Below are 21460 nucleotides of genomic sequence, written 5' to 3' on the forward strand. Positions count from 1 at the left end.
TACCCATCAGGGTACGCCTGTGCTTCGGTGGCCTGCGCGGGGCCCCGGGCCTTCATTCGGAAGGCAACACCGGGCGTGGCGCGCCGATTCCGTACCCGGCGGTAGGGCTTCAGCCGACGACGGCGGGCTCGGGCAGCTCGGCGAGGACCTCGGCGAGCCGGCGCTCCACGGTGCCGACGGCGTCCGTGACGCTGAACGGGCGGCGCAGCTCGCCGCTGAGCGAGGCCACGCCGGCGTCCCGGATGCCGCACGGGACGATCTTGTCGAAGTAGGTCATGTCCGGGTCGCAGTTGAGCGCGAAGCCGTGCATGGTCACGCCGCGGGCGACCCGGACGCCGATCGCGGCGAGCTTGCGGTCGTCGCCGCGCTGGCCGGCGTTGGACGGCGCGTACTCGGGGCCGGCCAGCCGCGGGTCGATGCCGAGCGGCAGGCCCATCCGCAGGGTCAGCTTGCCGATCTCCACCACCTGCGACGGGTCCACCACCGCGCCGGGGATGTCCGCGCCGAGCTTCCACACGCCGCTGCGGCCCTCGATCCGGGTGGTCGCCACCCCGAAGTCGGTGCAGGCGCGGATCAGCGCCTCCTCCAGCCGCCGCACGTACGCCACCACGTCGATCGGGTCCGGCAGCTTCACGATCGGGTAGCCGACCAGCTGGCCCGGCCCGTGCCAGGTGATCTCGCCGCCGCGGTTGACCTCCACCACCGGGGTGCCGTCCAGCGGCAGGTCCTCCGGGTTGGTGCGCTTGCCCATGGTGTACACCGGGTCGTGCTCCAACAGCAGCACCGTGTCCGGGATCTCGTCCGCGACCCGCAGCGCGTGCAGCCGCTGCTGCTCCTCCCACGCCTCCGGGTACGGGACGGTCCGCTCGCCTATGCCCATCCGCACGAACCGCACGTTCTCGCTCACCACAGCTCCTTGTCGGCCACCGAGCCCAACCTCGCCACTGTACGCCCAGCGGCCGCGGAACCCGGTGGGCCAGGTCATCCGTCGGCCAACAGCAGCAGCCGCAGGGCGAGTTGGAGCTCCAGGGCCCGCTCGGGCTGGTTCCAGTCGCGGCCGAGCAGCACCTCGACCCGGTCCAGGCGCTGCACCACGGTGTTCACGTGGACGTGCAGCAGGTCCTTGGCGCGGGTCAGGCTGCCGCCGCAGTCGAAGTAGGCGCGCAGGGTGCGGACGAGTTCGGTGCCGCGCTTGGCGTCGTAGTCGAGCAGCGGGCCGAGGGTGGCGCGGACGAAGCCGTCGACGTCGTGGCCGTCGCCGAGCAGGACGCCGAGGAAGCCGAGGTCGGCGGCGCAGGCGCCGTCGCCGGTGCGGCCGAGCACCCGCAGGGCGCGCACGCAGCGCACGCCCTCCGCGTAGGCGGCGGCCAGCGCGACCGGGCCGCTGGCGGCCCGGCCGGTGCCGACCGTGACGGGGGCGCCGACCAGCCGGGCCAGGCGTTCGGCGGCCAGGGCGGCCACCGCGCCGTCGCCGGGGCCCTCGTGCGGGACCAGCAGGACCACGCCGTCGCCGAACTCGGCGCTGATGCCGCGGGAGCCGAACAGGTAGCGGGCCGCGGCGCCGCCGAGGCGTTCGCGGGCGGCGGCCTCGGCGGCCTCGGCGACCAGCACCAGGTGCGGGCGGCCCAGGTCGACGCCGAGCCGGCGGCCGCGGGCGGCCAGGCCCGCCGGGTCGCGGTCGGGGGCGGTGAGCAGGTCGGCGAGCAGTTCGCCGCGGACCCGGTTCTCGGTCTCGGCGACCGAGCGGCGCAGCAGCAACAGCAGGGCGGTGACCACGCTCGCGCGCTCGAAGACCCGGCGGTCGGCGTCGTCCAACTCGGGCCGCCCGTGCAGCACCAGACTGCCCAGCAGCTCCTGCCCGGCCAGCACCGCGCAGACCCACTCCTTGCCGTGCCGCACCGCGTGGCCCTCGGCGCGGGAGGCGGCGACCGCCTCCGACAGGCCGTCAGGGACCGCGCCCGGACCGGTCAGCGGGCCGCCCTCGGCGTCGTGGACGGAGGCCTCGCCGTCCAGCAGCGCGGCGACCTCGGCGGCCACGTCGGAGACCTCGGCCCCGCGCAGCACCAGGTCGGTGAGCCGGTCGTGGGCCTGCTCGGCGCGCTGGACGGCGGCGGAGTGGGCGCGGATGACGGCGTTGGCGGCGGCGAGTTCGGCGAGCGCGGCGCGGGTGTCGGCGAGCGACTTGGCGGTGTCCAGGGCGATCGCGGCGTGCGCGGCGAGGGTGCAGAGCAGCGCGACCTCGTCGGGGGAGAAGGCCCGCGGCGAGCGGTCGGCGGCGAACAGCACGCCGATCACGGTGCCGCCGAGCAGCAGCGGCACGCCGATGATCGCGACCAGGCCCTCGTCGAGCACGCCGGCGTCGATCTGGCCGGTGTGCCGGAAGCGCTCGTCGGTGCGGTAGTCGTGGGTGGCGTACGGGCGGGCGGTCTGCGCGACCAGGCCGCCGAGGCCGTCGCCGAGGCTGAGCCGCAGGGTCTGGAAGAGCGGCGAGACCGAGCCGTCGGTGACCCGCATGTACGTGTCGCCGGCCTGCTCGTCGGGGAGGGTCAGGTAGGCGGTGTCGGTGCCGAGCAGCATCCGGGCGCGCCGGACGATGGCCTGCAGCACCGAATCCAGGTCGCGGGAGGCGGCCAGGTCGCCCGCGGTGTCGAAGAGCGCCGTCAACTCGGCCTCGCGGCGGCGGTGCTGGCGCAGCGTCCGGTGGACGCGCAGGGCCTGCCAGGTGGCGTCGTCGATGTCGGTGAGCACCTGGGCGGTCGCCCCCTGGCGGCGGGCGTCGGCCAGCACCTCGGCGAAGTCCTCGGTGGCCGCGCCGGTCGACAGCAGGTCGAGCAGTCGGCGCAGCGCCGGTGCGGCGGTGGTGTGGCGGTCCATGCGGCCTTCCCTGTCGCTCTCGTCCCCCGTGACCCCTTAGGGCCTGTCTGACAATTCCCGCCGGGCGCGCGACGCCGGATCATCCCGCCTGGACCCGCCGGCGAAACACCCAAGTACACCCAGTACGAGGGCGTTCCGCCGGCAGGCCCAGCCGGGCGCCCGACGCCGCGCGCTTACCCGACGCGAATTGTCAGACAGGCCCTGGCTCCCCGGGCCCGCCGCGCGGGCGGGTCGACCCGCCGCGGAGACGGGCCCGGGCCGCGTCGCCGGGCGGGTGCCCGGGGACGCGGCCTCGATCCTTCCGGAAAGCGGGCCCGGCGGAAAAGGCTCAGCCGACGGTGGCCGCGGCCTTCGCCTGGTCCGGCTGGACGTCGGCGAGGTCGGTGCCGCGGGTCTCCCGGCCGCACAGCACGGCGACCACGGTGATCACGGCGGCGATCGCCACGTACACGGCGATCGGGGTGGCGCTGCCGTAGTCCTTGAGCAGCGCGGTGGCGATCAGCGGGGCGGGCGCCCCGGCCGCGACGGACGAGAACTGGGCGCCGATGGAGGCGCCGGAGTAGCGGTTGCGGGTGGCGAACAGCTCGGAGAAGAACGCCGCCTGCGGGGCGTACATCATGCTGTGGAAGAACAGGCCGACGGTGATCGCGACGACCAGCGCGGTGAAGTCCTTGGTGTCGACCATCCCGAAGAAGACGAACGCCCAGATCCCGACGCCGACCGCGCCGACCAGGTACACCGGCTTGCGGCCGACCCGGTCGGAGAGCGCGCCGAAGACCGGGATCAGCGCGAACTGGATCGCCGAGCCGATCAGCACCGCGTTCAGCGCGGTCTGCTTGGGCAGGTGGGCGTGGCCGACGGCGTACGCCAGGACGAAGGTGGTCATCACGTAGTACGAGATGTTCTCCGCCATCCGGGCGCCCATCGCCACCAGGACGTCCCGCCAGTGGTCGCGCAGCACCGACACCAGCGGCGTGCGCTCCACCGCGTGCTCGGTCGCCCTGCGCTGCTCCGCGGCGGCCAGCGCCGCCTTGAAGAGCGGCGACTCGTCGACCGCGAGCCGGATCCACAGGCCGACCATCACCAGCACCGCGGAGAGCAGGAACGGCACCCGCCAGCCCCAGTCCAGGAACGCCGCGTCCGACTGGACGGCCGTCATCAGCGAGAGCACGCCCGCCGCCAGCAGGTTGCCGGCCGGCGCGCCGCCCTGCGGCCAGGACGCCCAGAAGCCGCGCCGCCGACGGTCGCCGTGCTCGGAGACCAGCAGGACGGCGCCGCCCCACTCGCCGCCGAGCGCGAAGCCCTGCACCAGCCGGAGGCCGGTCAGCATGATCGGCGCGGCCACGCCCGCCTGGTCGTAGGTGGGCAGGCAGCCGATCAGCGTGGTCGCGCCGCCCATCAGCAGCAGGCTCAGCACCAGCAGCTTCTTGCGGCCTATCCGGTCGCCGAAGTGCCCGAAGACCAGCGCGCCCAGCGGCCGGGCGGCGAAGCCGATCGCGTAGGTCAGGAAGGACAGCAGGGTGCCGGTCAGCGGGTCCGACTTCGGGAAGAAGACGTGCCCGAAGACCAGCGCCGCCGCCGATCCGTACAAGAAGTAGTCGTACCACTCGATCGTCGTACCGATCAGGGAGGCGGCGACGACCCGGGGCAGGGAGCCGGATCTCGCGACGTCGGGAGAGGTGGCAGCCATGGAGAGTCCCTTGCAGAGGTGGGGGGATGAGGGTGGGTCAGTGCGCGGTCCAGCCGCCGTCCATCGGCAGGCTGGCCCCGGTGATGTACGCGGCACTCGGCGAGCACAGCCACACGGCCAGCTGCGCCACCTCGTCCGGTTCGATCAGCCGCTTCACCGCGGTGCGGTCGAGCATGATCTGCTCCACCACCTCGTCCTCGTGGATGCCGTGCGCCAGGGCCTGCGCGGCGATCTGCTTCTCCACCAGGGCGGTGCGGACGTACGCGGGGTTGATGCAGTTGCTGGTCACGCCGTACGGCGCGCCCTCCAGGGCGACCGTCTTGCTCAGGCCCTCCAGGGCGTGCTTGGCGGTGACGTACGCGGACTTGAAGGCGCTGGCCCGCAGGCCGTGCACCGAGGAGACGTTGACGACCCGTCCCCACTCGCGCTCGTACATGTGCGGCAGGGTGCGGCGCAGGATCCGGAACGGAGCCTCCACCATCACCCGCTGGATCAGCGTGAACCGCTCCATCGGGAACTCGTGCACCGGTGCGACGTGCTGGAGCCCCGCGTTGTTGACGACGATGTCCGCGTCGGCGGGCAGCTCCTCCACCGCCGCCGGGTCCGACAGGTCGGTCACGAACGCGACCCCGCCGATCCGCGCGGCCAGCTCCTCGGCCGGCTCGGCGGCCAGGTCGACGACGTACACCCGCGCACCGGCCGCGGCGAACGCCTCCGCGCAGGCCCGCCCGATGCCGGAGGCGGCCCCGGTGACCAGTGCGGTCCGGCCGCGCAGCGAGGGCTGGGGGAGCGGGGCTGAAGTGGTGTCCATGGCCGAGAACGGTAGGAATCCGCGGCCCCGCCAACGATGTGGGCGGACACCACAGCATCCCGGACCCCCATGGGCCCCGACACCATGTGGTCAGAACCGGACCAAGGGCTCACCGACTCAAACACGCTCCGGCCGTGCTTCCTCACAACGGACGCGGTCACTTCACCCGTTCGGAGGATTGAGGGGCCGAATCCACCCATAGCGCCCCAATGCTCGCTACATTCGCGCCGATTCCCGACAGGGGGCGCTGTCCCGGGCAGGAGGGGCCGGAGCGGCGCCTGAGAGGTGTGGACTGCTATGCCCCAACGGCCCGTAATCGACAGCCCGGTGTACCGATCGCTCGACCCGCTCGACCCGCGCCCGCTCGACCCGCGCCCGCTCGGAGCGGATGAGACCCCTCCGCACGCCCCCGACCCGGCGGAGTCGCCCTCGGCCGCGGTCCAGCGCGCGCAGAACCCCCAACTCGCGGCGCTCATCGAGGAATCCGGCTTCTCCCACGCCGGCCTCGCCCGCCGGGTCGACCAACTCGGCCTGGAACACGGCCTCGACCTGCGCTACGACAAGACCTCGGTCACCCGCTGGCTGCGCGGCCAGCAACCCCGCGGCGCCACCCCGGCGCTGATCGCCGAGGTCTTCACCCGCCGACTGGGCCGCCGGCTCACCGCCCAGGACGTCGGTCTCGACGCCTGCGCCCCGGTCTACGCCGGACTCGAGTTCGCCGAGACCCCGCAGGAGGCCGTCGACATCGTCGCCTCCATGTGGCGCAAGGACAACGGCCCCTACGCCGAACTCCGCAAGATCGCCTTCACCCCCGCCGGACTGGTCGTCCCCAGCCGCGACTGGCTGATCGGCCGGACCGACGAACGCGTCGCCCGGGACGGCTCCACGCTGCCCCCCGAGGAGCTCCGCACACCCCCACAGGGCGGCAGCAACCGGGTCCCCCAGCAGCAACTGCGCCGCCCCGGCGGCACCGCGGCCGAACCCGCCACCGAACACCGCGACACCCGCCCCCCGGTCCGGGTCGGCCGCGGCGACATCGCCGCCATCCGCGCGGTCGGCGACCTCTTCCGTGCCCTCGACCACGCCTACGGTGGCGGCCACGCCCGGCAGGCCCTGGTCCGCTACCTGGAGAGCGAGGCCGAACCCATGCTCCGCGGCCGGTACGGCGAACAGATCGGCCGCGCGCTGTTCGGCGCCGTCGCCGACCTCACCCGCCTGGCCGGCTGGACCTCCTTCGACATCGCCGCGCACGGCCTCGCCCAGCGCTACTTCGTCCAGGCCCTGCGGCTCTCCCAGGCCGCCGGCGACCGCGTCCTCGGCGGCTTCATCCTCACCACCATGAGCCAGCAGGCGGTCCACCTCGGCCACGCCCGCGAAGCCATCCAACTCGCCCGGGTCGCCCAGCAGGGCGTCGGCACCACCGCCGCGCCCGTGGTCCAGGCCCTGATGCACGCCGCCGAAGCCCGCGGCCACGCCCTGGCCGGCGACGTCCGTGCCTGCACCACCGCCCTGGTCCGCTGCGAACGCGCCCTCGGCACCGCCCGCACCGCCGACGAAGTCCCGTCCTGGGCCCGCTACTTCGACGACGCCCAACTCGCCGACGAGTTCGCCCACTGCTACCGCGACCTCCAGCAGTGGCGCCCCGCCGCCCAGCACGCCGAGAAGTCCCTGCGGCTGCGGGCCCCCGCGTTCGCCCGCAGCCGCATCCTCTGCCGCCTCGTCCTCGCCTCCGCCCGCCTCGGCATGGGAGACGTCGACGAGTCCTGCTCCATGGCCACCGACAGTCTGCGGGCGGCCGGCGAAATGCGATCGGCCCGGACGGTCGAGTACCTCCGCGACTTCCACCGCCGCCTGGCCCCCTACCGCACCACCCCGGCCGCCCGCGCCTTCGAGGAGGCCACCAGGCAGGCGGGAGTGATCTGAAAGCAGGGGCCCGGGGAACGGCGGGAGTGCGTGGCGGTCAGGGTCACAGGGCGCTGCAAGGTCCGGGCGCACAGAGGTCTCCAAAGACCCACAGCCGGACTGAGATCCTCCGCCATTCGCCTCGCAGTTCCCCGAGCCCCTTAAAAAACGGCTTACGCCGCCTCGGCGACCGCCGCCTCGATCCGGACGCCCAGGTCGCGGCAGACGGCCTCCGCGGCCCGTCGGCCCGAGACCAGGGCGCCCTGGACCGTCCCGGTGTCGCGGTGGTCGCCGCAGACGTAGAGGCCGGCCAGCAGGCGGACGGAGCGGCGGAAGTGGTGCGGGGGCGGCATCGAGACGACGGCGTCCGGGACGTGACGGACCGCCAGGAACTCCCAGCCGGCGGTGGAGGTGCCGTACAGCTCGGCCAGCCGCCGTCGCACCAGCGGCTCGTCGCCGGACGGCCCGCCGGAGTCGAACGCGCGGCGGCCGAGCACCGTGGTGGCGATCAGGGCCTGCCCCTCGGGGGCGTAGGAGGGGTCGGCGTCGCTGAGGACGACCGAGTGCGAGACCCCGGAGCGTTCGGAGTCCAGCAGCAGGACGGCCTCGTCGAGCGGCGACTGGGGGGCCGCGTGGTAGTACGTGGTGACCGGGTGGAAGCCGGGCTGCCGCAGACCGGGCAGCAGGCCCGTCGCGGTGGCGGCGTCGGTGGCGACCACCACCGCGCGGGCCGCGATCCGGCCGTTCCCGGCGATCTCCACCCCGTCGGTGCCGACCGAGACGACCTCGGTGCCGAGCCGGACCGTGCCGTCCGGCAGGGAGGCCGCCAACTGGGCCGGGACGGCGCCTATTCCGGCCGCGGGGAGACAGAGCCGGCCGCGCGAGTAGGCGCGCAGGACGAGGTCGGCGACCCGGCTGGAGGTGCCGAGCGTCGGGTCCGAGAGCAGGGCGCCGAGCAGCGGGCGCAGGAAACCGTCGACGGTGCGCGGGGCGAGCCCGCGGTCGGCGAGGGCGCGGGCCGCCGTGGTCTCCGGTCGGCTGAGCAGCCGGGAGGCGGGGGTGGCCGCGATCCGGGCGAGCGTCGCGGCGAGCCGGGCCTTGTCGAGCGGGGTGCCGAGCGGCCCGCGGGAGGCGGCCTGCCGGGCGGGGGTGTGCTGCGGATCGCCGACCCGGTAGTTGCGGCCGCCGCTGTGCACCAGCACGCCGGGGGCGAGCGGGCGCAGCTCCAGGCGGTCGAGGTCGAGGCGGCGTTCGAGCTCGGGGTACGCGGGGTTGAGCAGGTGGCAGCCGTGGTCGAGGCGGAAGCCGTCGAGTTCGCGGGTGGCCATCCGGCCGCCGACGCGCTCGGTGGCCTCCAGGACCTGGACGCGCAGGCCCTGGGCGGTCAGCGCGGCGGCGGCGGACAGCCCGGCGACGCCGGCGCCGACCACGACCACATCGGGGTCGGTGGCGCGGGCGCGGCTGGTGAAGTCATGTGCGGGCACGAGTGGGTGCTCCCTCCCTGGCGGAGCCCTCCGCGGCCGGCCGCGCACGGCGGTCGCCCGCGAACGGGCGGCGGCCGGGGCGGGCAGCGGGGGGCCAGGACATGGTCCGCAGTGGTGATGCCCCGTCATCTCGGGTGCCAGACCGGCCGGTAGGTCTCAATCGGAGGAAGGCCCGGGCGTCCCGACACAGCGCGTCCGGACGGTCACCCACCGTGCGTCAAACGGGGCGCGCGGGGCGGGAACGGGCGCACACCGTCACCGCCCACCACCCACGCGCCGCGACGGTGCAACCGTGCGCCCCCCTGACGTGCCGTCAGCCGCGCCGCGGCGGTGACCCGCACCACCCGCGAGCGCCCCGCAGCGCCCCCCCGCAGCCGTTCCCTCAGCGCGTCCCGCAGCACCCCCTCAGCGCCTCCCCAGCGCCGCCCGGACGATCGCGCCGACGTCCGGGTCGCCGAACGCGAAGCCCGCGTCCAGCAGCGCCTTGGGCACCACCCGGTGGCTGCCGACCACCTCGACGGCCATCTCGCCGAGCACGGTGCGCAGCGTCCACTCCGGCACGGCGAACACCGCGGGGCGGTTCAGCTCGCGGGCCAGTTCGTCGGTCAGCTCCCGGTTGGTGACCGGTGCCGGACCGGCCAGGTTGACCGGGCCGCTGACGTCCTGGCGGTCGATCAGGAAACGCAGCGCGGCGACCTCGTCGGCCAGCGAGATCAGGCTCCAGAACTGCTCGCCGCGGCCGAGCCGCCCGCCCAGCCCGAGCCTGAACAGCGGCAGCAGCCGCGCCCCGGCGCCGCCGGCCGGGTCGAGCACCAGCCCGGTGCGCGGGTGCACCACCCGGATGCCCGCGTCGGCGGCGGGCCGGGCGGCCTGCTCCCAGGCGACGCACACCTCGGCGAGGAAGTCGGTGCCGGCCGGCGCCGACTCGTCGATCAGTTGGTCGCCGGTCTGCCCGTAGTAGCCCACCGCGGAGGCGCTGACGAGCACCTTCGGCGGCTCCTTCAGCCGGGCCAGCGCGGCGGCGACGGTCTCGGTGCCCAGCACCCGGCTGTCCCGGATCTCGCGCCGGTACGAGTCCGTCCACCGCCGGTCGCCGACTCCCGCGCCGGCCAGGTGGACGACCGCGTCCAGACCCTCCAGCGCGGCCGCGTCGATCTGCATCAGGTGGGGATTCCACCCGACACCGGTCGTGCCGTCCGGCTGCGGCCCGGTACGCGAGTGCCTGCGCACCAGCCGCAGCACCTCGTGCCCGTCCGCCAGCAACGAGCGCACCAGCGCGGAACCGATCAATCCCGTGGAACCTGTCACCGCGATTCGCATGCACTCATCCTCGCAGCTCGAGTCGCACTATCCGGGGGCTCGGGAACGGCGAGGCGAGTGTCGGACGGTCTCAACTGGGTTGGTGGCCTTGGAGACCTCCGTGCGCCCGGACCGCGCAGCGCCCCGAAACCCCGGCAGCCCCACACCCCCGCCGTTCCCCGGGCCCCTGACGGGTCCCTACCATGACCGCCATGCCTTCGAACGAAGTGACGATCCGTCCGGCCGTCCTGCCGGACGAGCAGGCGATCCGTGACATCGACCAGGTGATCTGGTCGCCGATCAGCGAGGTGTCCGAGAAGCCGGCCGCCGACGCTCCGGTCTTCGACCGCAGGCACACGCCCGCGCAGTACCTGCTGGCGGAGTGGGGCGGCCGGGTGGTCGGCTACGTCCGGCAGGTGCCGCCCACGCCGCTGGAGTCCAACGCGCACGTCCGCCAGATCCAGGGCCTCGGCGTGCTGCCGGAGGCGCGGGGGAGGGGTGTCGGTGACGCCCTGCTGGCCGCCGCCGGGGAGGCGGCCCGCGCGGCCGGGGCCCGCCGGCTGACGCTGCGGGTGCTCGCGCACAACGCCCCGGCCCGGCGGCTGTACGAGCGCAACGGGTTCCAGGTGTACGGGGTGCTGCCGGAGGAGTTCCTGCTGGACGGTGCGTACGTCGACGACGTCTGGATGGGCCGGGCGCTCTGAGCGGCCCCGTGACGGGCCGTCAACTCAGCGTGCTCGCGCCCGATTCGTGACCGCCGCCCGGCTCCCACCGGAACCCCCGCGACCGGTACCGTAACCGGCGTGAGCACCCCGACGCCGCCCGGCTGGTACCCCGTCCCCGGCACCGGACAGGAGCGGTGGTGGAACGGCACCGCCTGGACCGACGACCACCGCACCGCCGGGCAGCTGAACGACGCCCCGACCCAGGGCTGGGACAACTCCGGCCTGGCCGCCGCCACCCGGCAGCCCCAGCCCGGCCCCTACCCGACCGGCAAGTCGGACGGAACGGGGCGCCGCGGCAACGGGCTGGTGGTCGGCGTCTCCGCGGCCGTCGGCGCGGTGCTGCTCGCCGCCGTGGTCGTCGCGGTGGTCCTGATCCGGACCGACCCGCCCACCCCGAACCCGGTGCCCACGCTCACCGCGACGGGCAACTCGCCGGTCACGGCCAGCCCGCTGGCGTCCGCCTCGCCGAGCCGCAGCGCCACCAACGCCGCGCCCGCGCTGACCGTCGCCGACGCGGTGCACGGCTGGCGGGTGCCGCTGCCGGACGGCTGGACCGCGGAGCGGCCCAGCGACCAGGCCTCGGTGATCGAGATCGCCGGACAGTACTCCTGCAGCCAGTCCACCTCGCTGTGCGTCCGCGGGCAGTTCTCGGTCGCGGTCGACACCGCCCAGGCCGCCGACGCCGAGTCCGCCGCCGAGGCCGAGATCGCCGCCTACGCCCCGGAGGTCTTCGGCCCGCTCACCTCGCACCGCGAACTCGCCACCGGCGCCGTCACCGTGGCGGGCGTCCGTGGCCACGCGATCCGCTGGTACGTCCAGCCCGGGCAGGGCGCCTCCGGCTACGTGCTGGTGGTCGCGCTGCCCGCGCAGTCCGGCGGCTTCGTGATCCTGCACGGCGGCGTGGACGACGACCCCAAGGCGCCGAAGCCCGCCGAGCTCGACCGGATCGTGCTCGGCATCGCGCCCGCAAGCTGACCCGGACGGCCGCCACCCGGACGGCCCGACGCCCCGTCAGTCCCCGTACCGCTCCCACAGCAGCGGGTAGCGCACCGCCATCAGCGCGCCGTCCTCGAAGTCGAACGAGGCACCCATCGGCGTGGCCGGCTGACGCACCCCCAGGTCGGGCAGCGGCAGACCGGTGAGCCGCTCGTACGCCTCGTCGGCGGCGTAGCCCAGCTCCTCCGCGTCGCCGTCCTCCTCGTCGTCGAAGTCTGGCACCAGCTCGGCGAGTTGGTCGGGGTCGTGGATCCCGCCCTCGAACACCTCGCGGCCCTGGCCGATCAGCCAGCAGCGGAAGTAGTCGAAGCCGTCCTCCGAGGCCCCGCCGAGCAGCAGGGACGCCGCGCCCCACAGCTCCACCGTGTAGGCGCGCTGGAACCGCGCCTCGAACTGCCGGGCGAAGTCCAGCACCTCGTCCGGGGTCAGCTGCATCAGCCGCTCGACCAGCACCTCGGCCTGGTCGTCCGGGTCGCCGTCGGCCGCGTCCCGGGTGTCGTCGATGAGCTGCCAGAAAGCCGTCTCGTCCATCACCGCTCCAGGATTCACGATCCCCATCCCGCCCGCACCCGATCCACTGGGCCGCCACCGTACCGCCCCGGCCCACCTCCCGCGTACGCCACCCCGGTACGCGGAAGCCCCGCGCCGTCCGAGGACGGGGCGGGGCTTCGACGCGAACCGGGACGAACCGGGCGCCTTACAGGCCCAGCTCGACCTCGAACTCGCCGGCCTCCAGGATCTCCTTGACCGCGACCAGGTAGCGGGCGGCGTCCGCGCCGTCCACCAGACGGTGGTCGTAGGAGAGCGACAGGTAGGTCATGTCGCGGATGCCGATGGCGGTGCCGCCGTCGGCCTCGATGACCACCGGGCGCTTCACGGTCGCGCCGATGCCCAGGATGGCGACCTGGTTCGGCGGGACGATGACGGTGTCGAACAGGGCGCCGCGCGAACCGGTGTTGGAGATGGTGAAGGTCGCGCCGGACAGCTCGTCCGGGGTGATCTTGCTGTTCCGGACCTTGGACGCCAGCTCCGCGGTCTTCTTCGAGATGCCGGCGATGTTCAGGTCGCCCGCACCCTTGATGACCGGGGTCATCAGACCCTTCTCGGAGTCCACCGCGATACCGATGTTCTCGGTGTCGAAGTAGGTGATGGTGCCCTCGGCCTCGTTGATCCGGGCGTTGATGACCGCGTGGGCCTTCAGCGCCTGGGCCGCGGCCTTCACGAAGAACGGCATCGGGGACAGCTTCACGCCCTCGCGGGCCAGGAAGGAGTCCTTCGCCTTGCCGCGCAGCGACATGATCTTGGTGACGTCCACCTCGACCACGCTGGTCAGCTGCGCCTGCTCGTGCAGGGCCTTCAGCATGTTGTCGCCGATGACCTTGCGCATGCGGGTCATCTTGACGGTCTGGCCACGCAGCGCGGACGGCGCCGCAGCGGCCTTCGCCGGGGCGGCCGGGGCGGCGACGGGCGCCGGAGCGGCCTTCGCGGCCTCGGCGGCGGCCAGCACGTCCTGCTTGCGGATGCGGCCACCGACGCCGGTGCCGGCGACGGCGGACAGCGCGACACCGTGCTCGGCGGCGAGCTTGCGCACCAGCGGGGTGACGTAGGCGTCACCGGCGTCCGCGGCCGGAGCGGCGGCGACCGGGGCGGCGGCGACCGGCGCCGGAGCAGCCGGGGCGACCGGAGCCGGAGCCGGGGCCGGAGCGGCCGGGGCCACCGGGGCGGCGGGAGCGACCGGCGCGAGGGCCGGGGCGGCGGCGACCGGAGCCGGCGCCGGGGCGGCCGGGGCAACGGGGGCCGGAGCCGGGGCAGCCGGAGCGGCCGGGGCCGGAGCGGCGGCGACCGCGCCCGCGGCGCCGATCAGCGCCAGCTGGGCGCCGACCTCGGCGGTCTCGTCCTCGCCGACCAGGATCTTCACCAGGGTGCCCGCCACGGGGGAGGGGATCTCGGTGTCGACCTTGTCGGTGGAGACCTCGAGCAGCGGCTCGTCGACCGCGACGGTGTCGCCCTCGGCCTTCAGCCAGCGGGTGACGGTGCCCTCGGTGACCGACTCGCCCAGCGCGGGCAGCAGCACCGGGGTGGCGTCGCCGGCCGGAGCGGCAGCGGCCGGAGCAGCGGCCGGGGCCGGGGCGGCGGCGACCGGGGCGGGGGCGGCGGGGGCGGCGGGGGCCTCGGCAGCGGCAGGACTGGGGGCCGGCTGAGCGGCCGCGGCGGCGGGCGCTGGGGCGGCGACCGGGGCACCGGAGCCGTCGTCGATGATCGCCAGCTCGGCGCCCACCTCGACGGTCTCGTCCTCGCCGACCTTGATCGAGGCCAGGATGCCGGAGGCCGGCGCCGGGATCTCGGTGTCGACCTTGTCGGTGGAGACCTCGAGCAGCGGCTCGTCCATCTCCACGCGCTCACCCTCGGCCTTCAGCCAGCGGGTGACGGTGCCTTCGGTCACGCTCTCGCCCAGCGCGGGCAGTGTTACTGAGACCGCCATGGTTCCAGCGACTCCTATCAAGTCTTGCGTACAGGAATGAACGGGGACGGGGGCGCGATCAGTCGTGCGCGTGCAGCGGCTTGCCGGCCAGCGCGAGGTGGGCCTCGCCCAGCGCCTCGGACTGGCTCGGGTGCGCGTGGATGAGCTGGGCGACCTCGGCGGGCAGGGCCTCCCAGTTGTAGATCAGCTGGGCCTCGCCGACCTGCTCGCCCATCCGGGCGCCGACCATGTGGACACCCACGACGGCGCCGTCCTTGACCTGGACGAGCTTGATCTCGCCGGCGGTCTTCAGGATCTTGCTCTTGCCGTTGCCGGCCAGGTTGTACTTGAGGGTGACGACCTTCTCCTTGCCGTACTGCTCGACGGCCTTGGCCTCGGTCAGGCCGACGGACGCGACCTCCGGGTTGGAGTAGGTCACGCGCGGGATGCCGTCGTAGTCGATCGGGACGACCTTCAGACCGGCGATCCGCTCGGCCACCAGGATGCCCTCGGCGAAGCCGACGTGGGCCAGCTGCAGGGTCGGGACCAGGTCGCCGACGGCGGAGATGGTCGGCACGTTGGTGCGCAGGTACTCGTCGACCAGGACGTAGCCGCGGTCCATCGCGACGCCCTGCTCCTCGTAGCCCAGGCCGGCCGAGACCGGGCCGCGGCCGATGGCGACCAGCAGGACGTCGGCCTCGATGGACTTGCCGTTCTCGGTGGAGACCCGCACGCCCTCGGCGGTGTACTCCACGCCGGAGAAGCGGGACTTCAGCTCGAACTTGATGCCGCGCTTGCGGAACGCGCGCTCCAGCAGCTTGGAGGAGTTCTCGTCCTCCAGCGGCACCAGGTGCGGCAGGCCCTCGACGATGGTGACGTCGACGCCGAACGACTTCCAGACCGAGGCGAACTCGCAGCCGATGACGCCGCCGCCGAGGATGATCGCCGACTTCGGGATGTAGTCGAGCTTCAGCGCGTGGTCGGAGGAGATGATCCGGTTGCCGTCGATGTCCAGGCCCGGGATGGAGCGCGGGACGGAGCCGGTGGCGAGGACGATGTGGCGGCCCTCGACGCGCTGGCCGTTCACGTCCACCGAGGTCTGCGAGGAGAGCCGGCCCTCGCCCTGGATGAAGGTGACCTTGCGGGAGGCGACCAGGCCCTGCAGGCCCTTGTACAGGCCGGCGACGACGTCGTCCTTGTACTTGTGGACGCCGTTGATGTCGATGCCCTGGAAGGTGGCGAGGACACCGAACTCGGCGGCTTCGCGGGTCTCGTCCGCGACCTCGGCGGCGTGCAGCAGCGCCTTGGTCGGGATGCAGCCGCGGTGCAGGCAGGTGCCGCCCAGCTCGCCCTTCTCGATCAGCGCGACGCTCAGCCCCAGCTGAGCGCCCCGGAGCGCCGCGGCGTAACCGCCGCTTCCGCCTCCGAGAATGACTACGTCGAAAACGGTGCTGGCGTCGTTCGCCACGTCACGTCCTCCATGCAAAAGTGCGGATCGCCGGGCCGGTCGCGGTCCGGTGGGTGAGTGCCCTTGTAAGGGCGCCCAGTCGTGCCGGAAATACATCTTTGCACTTGTTGGCGGCGGCTGGCGTCGGGGGCTGCCCGGAGACCGCGGCCGCGCGACCCCGGCGGCGGCGCTATGCCCCGTTCTCGGGGGTATCGTCGCAGCTCACAGCCGCGAAATCGGCAAACGGAGGTGGTCCGTCCGGGGGTCTTCACCGGCCGGGTTCCGCATGGTGGAACATAGTTTCGCCCCGGGCGAACACGCCTGCGGATTGTCGACGGGGGCTACCGGCTGGTAATGCGCGTGGGGCCCGGCACCCACGGTGCCGGGCCCCACGGACGGTCTCCGCCGACTACTTCGCCGCGGCGGTGTCCTCCGCGAAGCGGACCAGGGTGCGCACCGCGCTGGCGGTGCCGCCCTTCGGGGTGTAGCCGAACGGGCCGCCCTCGTTGAACGCCGGGCCGGCGATGTCCAGGTGCGCCCAGGCGGTGCCCTCGGCCACGAACTCCTTCAGGAACAGGCCGGCCACCAGGCCGCCGCCCATCCGCTCGCCCATGTTCGCCAGGTCCGCGACGGTCGACTCGACCATGCCCTTGCGCAGGTCCGCAGGCAGCGGCATCGGCCAGGACTGCTCGCCCACCGCGGTCGCGGTCTCGTGCAGCCGGGTGCGCAGCGCGTCGTCGTTGGCCATCACGCCGAAGGTGCGGGTGCCGAGCGCCAGCACCATCGCGCCGGTCAGCGTCGCCACGTCCACGATCACGTCCGGCTGCTCCTCGCCGGCCTTGACGATCGCGTCGGCCAGCACCAGGCGGCCCTCGGCGTCGGTGTTCAGCACCTCGACGGTCTTGCCGCCGTACATCCGCAGCACGTCGCCCGGGCGGGTCGCCGAGCCCGACGGCATGTTCTCCGCCAGCGCCAGCCACGCGGTCACGTTGACCTGCAGGCCCAGGCGGGCGGCGGCGACCACGGCGGCGAACACCGCGGCGGCGCCGGACATGTCGCACTTCATGGTCTCGTTGTGGCCGGCCGGCTTCAGCGAGATGCCGCCCGAGTCGTAGGTGATGCCCTTGCCGACGAACGCCAGCGAGGCCTTCGCCTTCGGGTGGGTGTACGCCACCTTCACCAGCCGCGGCGGGTTGGCCGAGCCGACGCCGACGCCGAGGATGCCGCCGAAGCCGCCCTTGGCGAGCGCCTTCTCGTCCAGCACCTCGACCTTCAGGCCGAGCTCCTTGCCGGTGGCCTGGGCGATCGCCGCGAAGGACTTCGGGTTCAGGTCGTTCGGCGCGGTGTTGATCAGGTCGCGGGCGCGGTTCATCTCCTCGCCGAGCACCGAGGCGCGCTCGACCGCGGCCTTGGCGTCCTTCGAGCCCTTGCGGCCGGAGACCACGATCAGCTCGCCGACCGGGGCCTTGCTCACCTCGGCCTTGTAGCTGCCGAAGGAGTACGCGCCGAGCAGGCCGCCCAGCGCGACCGCCTCGACGTCGTCCGCCGACTCGGCCGGCAGCGCCAGCGCGACCTTCTTCGAACCGGCCAGGGTGCGCGCGGCGACACCGGCCGCCTTGCGCAGCTCCTCGGCGCCGAACGCGCCGTCGGCCGCCTCGCCCAGGCCCACGGCCAGCACCAGCGGGGCCTTCACGCCGGCCGGCGCGGGCAGCTTGACCGCCTCACCCTCGGCGCCGGTGGCGCCCAGGGTGGTGAGGACCTCGGCCAGCTTGCCCTCGAACGCCTCGACGACCGCCTCGGCACCGGACGCCACGACCAGGCCCTTGGGGCCCTTCGCCACGCCGATCACCAGGGCATCCGCACGCAGGCTCACGGCGGAGGAGGTGCTCACAGACAGTGCAGTCACGACAAATGCGTCCTGTTCTTTCGCGGTCCACAACCGGTGACGGCTCCGTTGCCGACCGGCAAACCCAGGCAGACTCCGCGGCGAAACGGGGCGCAGGGCCAGGGTGCTCACCGCATGGTAGTCCGCATGTTGGGATCGCGCCGCCCCGCCTCCCCCGTGCACGAACCGCCGCCGTCCGTGACGGTGCGTGAGTTCGTGTACGGGGCGGAGGTTGACGGGGGCTCAGCCCAGCGCGACGACCAGCAGCGCCGTGGTCGCCGAGGTCTCCACCAGCGCGCCGAGCACGTCCCCGGTGACCCCGCCGAACCGTCGCACGCAGCGCCGCAGCAAGGCGACCGCGACCGCCGTCCCGGCGAGCAGCGCGAGCCCGTACTGCCACCGCACCGCGCCCGCCGCGGCCGTGAGCACCAGCGTCACCGCCACCGCCACGGCCGGGTGCACCGTCGCCGCCACCATCGCCCCCAGCCCGCCGGGGCGGGCGGCCGGCACCGAGCGCAGGCAGCCCCAGGCCAGGGCCGTCCGCCCGGCGACCGCGGCCACCAGGGCGGCCAGCGCCCCGCGCAGCGGCGACACCGCGAACTGCCCGGCCAGCGCTGCGACCTGACCCAGCAGCACCAGTACCAGCGTCAGCACGCCGAACGGCCCGATGTCGGACTGCTTCATGATCCTGAGCGCGTCCTCGGCCGGCTTCCCGCTGCCCAGCCCGTCGGCGACGTCCGCGATGCCGTCCAGGTGCAGCCCGCGGGTCGCCGCGGCCAGTACCCCGACCACGGCCACCGCCCCGAGCAGCGCGCCCCCGCGCCAGGCGACCCCCGCGCCCACGGCTCCGGCGAGGGCCCCCAGCGCCAGCCCGACCACCGGGGCGACCACCATCGCCACCCCGCCGGCCCGCCGGTCCCACCGGCGGACCCGCACCCGGAACACCGTCAGCGTCCCGAACGCGAAGCGCAGCCCGTCCGCGAGGCCGGAGGGCGAGGAGCCGACCGCTGACCGCTCGTCACCCACCGGTGCCCCGCAGCTCAGTACTTGCCCAGCAGCTCCGCGGCCGTCGGCAGCTTGGCCGGCGCCCGCGGCGGCAGCGGCTTGGCGCTGGGGACGGCAACCGGCTCGGCGAGCGAGTCGGAGGCGGCCTGCAGGAGCGGCAGCGCCAACGCCGCGGCGACGCCCTCGCCCATGGTGACGTCGAGGTCCTGAAGGGGCGTCAGGGTCAGCCGGTCGTAGGCCTTGGCCTGGGCCGGCTCGCCGGTGAGGGCGGCGGCGCGCCACCACTCGGGGGCGCGGAAGGCGATCCGCTGGGCGACCAGCGCACAGGCGGCCGAGACCACGCCGTCCAGCACCACCGGCAGCTTGCGGACCGCGGCCTGCAGCAGGAAGCCGGTGATCGCCGCGAAGTCCGCACCGCCGACGGCGGCGAGCAGCGCGAGCTGGTCGCCGAGGACGGGGCGGGCGCGGCGCAGCGAGTCGCGGATGGTGGCGCACTTGACCATCCACACCCGGTCGTCGATGCCGGAGCCGCGACCGGTGACCGCGGCGGCGTCGGTGCCGCAGAGCGCGCCGATCAGGACCGCGGCGGCCGTGGTGGAGCCGACCCCGAGGTCGCCGAGCAGGATCACGTCGGTGCCCGCGTCGGCCTCCTCGTCGGCGACCGCCATGCCGGCCAGGAAGGCCCGGGCCGCCTCGTCCTGGGTCACCGCGTTCTCCACGTCGATCCGGCCGGAGCCGCGGCGGATCCGGTGCCGGACGACCTCCTCGGGGAACTCGGCCGGGTCGGCGTCGACGGCGACGTCGACCACCCGGACGTCCGCCCCGTAGCGGCGGGCCAGCGCGGCGACCGGGGCGGTGCCGTCGAGGACGGCGCGGACCCGGTCGGCGGTGCCGCCGCGGGGGTCGAGGGTGGAGACCCCGAGGGAGGCGACGCCGTGGTCGGCGGCGAAGAGCAGGACGCGGGCGGTGGCGAGCGGACGCGTCGGCACCTCACCCTGCGCGGACGCCAGCCAGGCACCCAGCTCCTGCAGCCGGCCCAGGCCGCCGCGCGGCATCGCCAACTGCTGCCAGCGTTCCTCGGCGCCGCGCCGGGCACTCTCGTCCGGTCGTTCGACGAGCGAGGAGAAAGTGTCGAGATCCACGGTGGTGTCCATCGCTCGGCAATCTACACGGCCGCCGCTTTGATGGTGAGCACCTGTCCGGCGACCACCAGCAGCACCTGCTCGGAGGCGTCGGCGATCGCCATGTTGAGCCGTCCGAGGGTGTCCCGGAAGCGCCGTCCGGCGGCGGTGGCCGGGACCACGCCCATCCCCACCTCGTTGCTGACCGCGACCGCCGTGCGGCCGGTCGCCGCCCAGGCCGCGGCCAGGGCGGCGCAGCGCGCCTCCACGGCCGCCTGCCCGCCGCCGCTCCACACCGCGTCGTCCCAGGCGTCGTGCTCGTCCATCACCGCGGTCAGCCACAGCGCCAGGCAGTCGATCAGCACCGGCGCCGGGTCGGCGGTGTCGGCCAGCACGGCCTCCAGCTCGCAGGTCTCCGCGGTCCGCCAGCTCGCCGGCCGCCGGGCCCGGTGCAGGTCGACGCGCTGCGCCCAGTCGGCGTCGCCGTCGCGGGTGCCGGAGGTGGCCACGTAGAGCACGTCGACGTGGTCGGCGAGCAGCCGCTCGGCGTGGGTGGACTTGCCGGAGCGGGCGCCGCCGAGGAGCAGGGTGCGGGGGAGTGCCATGCGATCATCCTGCCGGACGGCGCATTGCCCGCTCGCCGGGTGGGCACGCTACCGTCACGACCCAGTGGCACGACTCACGGAGGAGCCCGGCATGGTGTGGACCTGGCGGTACGAGAAGAACGACGGCACCGTGGTGTCCCCGGCCGGCGGCGTCGAGGAGTTCTCCAGCCAGGGCGACGCCGAGTCCTGGATCGGCGAGGAGTGGAAGTCGCTGCTGGACGACGGGGTGGACCGGGTGGTGCTGGTCGAGGACGGCCGGGACATCTACCCGATGAGCCTGCACGAGGCCTGACGGTCCGTCGGCCGGCCGGTCACTTCCCGGCGACGACGTGCAGCAGGGCGGCGACCTGCCGGTAGGGGTCCTGCCGGCCGGCCCGCTCCTCGGCGTCGAGCAGCTGGGCGAGCTGTCGCCCGTCGACCGGCGCGGCGTCGTCCGGCATCGCGTCGGTGAACACCCGCACCCCGTACCAGTGCTGCACCGGGACGGCGAACTCGGCCAGGGTGGTGGAGAGTTCGGCAAGCCGGTCGGCGCGGGCGGGCAGGCCGAGGCGGTTGGTGTAGCGGGTGGAGTCGAAGCCCTCCTGGCAGGCCCGCCAGTCGCCGGTGAGGCCGGCCCGCATGGCCAGCGCGTCGCCGTTGCGCACCAGCAGCGAGAGCAGCCCGCCGGGCGCCAGGATGCGGGCCACCGAGGCGAGCATCGGGTCCGGGTCGGGCACGTACATCAGCACGCCGTGGCAGAGCACCAGGTCGAAGCTGCGGGGTCCGAACCAGCGGCCGACCTGGTGGCCGTCGCCGGTGAGCAGCTGGACCCGCTCGCGCACCCCGGGGTGCTCGGCCGCCAGCGCGGCCTGCGCGGCGCCGAGGGTGGCCGGATCGGGGTCGATGCCGGTGACGAAGTGCCCGGCCCGGGCCAGCTGCAGCGCCTGGGTGCCCTGGCCGCAGCCGACGTCCAGCACCCGCAGCGCGGTCCGGCCGGTGAGCTGTTCGGCGAGCTGCCGGGTGACCAGTTCCTGCCGGACCAGGTTGTGCAGGCCGCCCTGCCGCTCCAGCCACTCGCCGGCCCCGCTGTGGTAGCGCTCGACCCGGCCCGGCAGCCGTCCGTGCCGCCCGTGCGGCTGGCCGTACTGGGCGGGGATCCCCGGCGTGCCGAAGGCC

At 74.4% G+C, this 21460-nt stretch carries 17 protein-coding genes and 1 pseudogene; 4 read left to right on the forward strand and 14 right to left on the reverse strand.

The features are described 5' to 3' along the window. Positions 1–109: 109 nt before the first annotated feature. The 4 genes from lipB to AB0K51_RS02445 all read right to left on the reverse strand — a co-directional run bounded on the left by lipB (position 110) and on the right by AB0K51_RS02445 (position 5375). Positions 110–910, reverse strand: a complete 801-nt coding sequence (gene lipB / locus AB0K51_RS02430) for a lipoyl(octanoyl) transferase LipB (RefSeq protein ID WP_363449620.1) — start codon at positions 908–910, stop codon at positions 110–112. A gap of 71 nt (positions 911–981) precedes the next feature. Further along, positions 982–2874, reverse strand: coding sequence for a GAF domain-containing protein (locus AB0K51_RS02435; RefSeq protein WP_363449622.1), 1893 nt, complete (start codon positions 2872–2874; stop codon positions 982–984). Between the two features lie 328 nt (positions 2875–3202). Next, on the reverse strand, positions 3203–4564 hold the full coding sequence (locus AB0K51_RS02440) for an MFS transporter (RefSeq protein ID WP_363449624.1): 1362 nt from the start codon (positions 4562–4564) through the stop codon (positions 3203–3205). A 37-nt stretch (positions 4565–4601) separates the two neighbouring features. Beyond that, positions 4602–5375 carry a 3-hydroxybutyrate dehydrogenase gene (locus AB0K51_RS02445; RefSeq protein WP_363449626.1) on the reverse strand — a complete coding sequence of 258 codons (774 nt, stop codon included), beginning with the start codon at positions 5373–5375 and terminating at the stop codon, positions 4602–4604. A gap of 297 nt (positions 5376–5672) precedes the next feature. Between AB0K51_RS02445 and AB0K51_RS02450 the strand changes: the two genes are divergently transcribed. After that, entirely contained in the window at positions 5673–7298 is a 1626-nt protein-coding gene (locus AB0K51_RS02450) for a regulator (protein ID WP_363449628.1), read from the forward strand. A 152-nt stretch (positions 7299–7450) separates the two neighbouring features. On the opposite strand, the gene AB0K51_RS02455 is transcribed toward AB0K51_RS02450, so the two are convergent. Continuing rightward, entirely contained in the window at positions 7451–8761 is a 1311-nt protein-coding gene (locus AB0K51_RS02455) for an NAD(P)/FAD-dependent oxidoreductase (RefSeq protein ID WP_363449629.1), read from the reverse strand. 405 nt (positions 8762–9166) lie between these two features. Continuing rightward, on the reverse strand, positions 9167–10081 hold the full coding sequence (locus AB0K51_RS02460; protein ID WP_363449630.1) for a TIGR01777 family oxidoreductase: 915 nt from the start codon (positions 10079–10081) through the stop codon (positions 9167–9169). Between the two features lie 182 nt (positions 10082–10263). Here AB0K51_RS02460 and AB0K51_RS02465 point away from each other — a divergent pair, with 182 nt between their 5' ends. Further along, a complete protein-coding gene (locus tag AB0K51_RS02465) occupies positions 10264–10764 on the forward strand; it encodes a GNAT family N-acetyltransferase (protein WP_363449631.1) in 501 nt (166 codons plus the stop codon). A 99-nt stretch (positions 10765–10863) separates the two neighbouring features. Then, positions 10864–11760 (forward strand): DUF2510 domain-containing protein, encoded by an 897-nt coding sequence (locus AB0K51_RS02470; protein ID WP_363449633.1) that lies wholly within the window; start codon positions 10864–10866, stop codon positions 11758–11760. A 36-nt stretch (positions 11761–11796) separates the two neighbouring features. Here the strand turns inward: AB0K51_RS02470 and AB0K51_RS02475 are convergent, their stop codons facing one another. From AB0K51_RS02475 to cobU, 7 genes and pseudogenes are all read right to left on the reverse strand, one after another. Continuing rightward, complete coding sequence (locus AB0K51_RS02475) at positions 11797–12312, reverse strand: DUF4240 domain-containing protein (protein WP_363449635.1); 516 nt, start codon at positions 12310–12312, stop codon at positions 11797–11799. Positions 12313–12478: 166 nt separating this feature from the next. Then, the gene (gene sucB, locus AB0K51_RS02480) at positions 12479–14263 is read right to left on the reverse strand and encodes a 2-oxoglutarate dehydrogenase, E2 component, dihydrolipoamide succinyltransferase (protein WP_363449637.1); all 1785 of its coding nucleotides are present in this window, start codon (positions 14261–14263) and stop codon (positions 12479–12481) included. A gap of 58 nt (positions 14264–14321) precedes the next feature. Continuing rightward, positions 14322–15710: a dihydrolipoyl dehydrogenase gene (gene lpdA, locus AB0K51_RS02485; RefSeq protein ID WP_363449639.1), complete on the reverse strand. Its 1389-nt coding sequence runs from the start codon at positions 15708–15710 to the stop codon at positions 14322–14324. A 388-nt stretch (positions 15711–16098) separates the two neighbouring features. Continuing rightward, the gene (locus AB0K51_RS02490; RefSeq protein WP_363449641.1) at positions 16099–17595 is read right to left on the reverse strand and encodes a leucyl aminopeptidase; all 1497 of its coding nucleotides are present in this window, start codon (positions 17593–17595) and stop codon (positions 16099–16101) included. Between the two features lie 222 nt (positions 17596–17817). Further along, positions 17818–18600 carry an adenosylcobinamide-GDP ribazoletransferase gene (locus tag AB0K51_RS02495; protein ID WP_363449643.1) on the reverse strand — a complete coding sequence of 261 codons (783 nt, stop codon included), beginning with the start codon at positions 18598–18600 and terminating at the stop codon, positions 17818–17820. A 14-nt stretch (positions 18601–18614) separates the two neighbouring features. Then, complete coding sequence (locus tag AB0K51_RS02500; protein ID WP_363449645.1) at positions 18615–19733, reverse strand: nicotinate-nucleotide--dimethylbenzimidazole phosphoribosyltransferase; 1119 nt, start codon at positions 19731–19733, stop codon at positions 18615–18617. Between the two features lie 11 nt (positions 19734–19744). Next, positions 19745–20299, reverse strand: a pseudogene (gene cobU, locus AB0K51_RS02505) (bifunctional adenosylcobinamide kinase/adenosylcobinamide-phosphate guanylyltransferase); the annotation flags it as partial. A 97-nt stretch (positions 20300–20396) separates the two neighbouring features. On the opposite strand from cobU, the gene AB0K51_RS02510 reads away from it, so the two are divergent. Beyond that, entirely contained in the window at positions 20397–20597 is a 201-nt protein-coding gene (locus tag AB0K51_RS02510; RefSeq protein ID WP_363449827.1) for a hypothetical protein, read from the forward strand. 19 nt (positions 20598–20616) lie between these two features. On the opposite strand, the gene AB0K51_RS02515 is transcribed toward AB0K51_RS02510, so the two are convergent. After that, a complete protein-coding gene (locus tag AB0K51_RS02515; RefSeq protein ID WP_363449647.1) occupies positions 20617–21261 on the reverse strand; it encodes a methyltransferase domain-containing protein in 645 nt (214 codons plus the stop codon). Between the last annotated feature and the right edge of the window lie 199 nt (positions 21262–21460).

The organism is Kitasatospora sp. NPDC049285, assembly GCF_040678815.1.
Taxonomy (GTDB): Bacteria; Actinomycetota; Actinomycetes; order Streptomycetales; family Streptomycetaceae; genus Kitasatospora.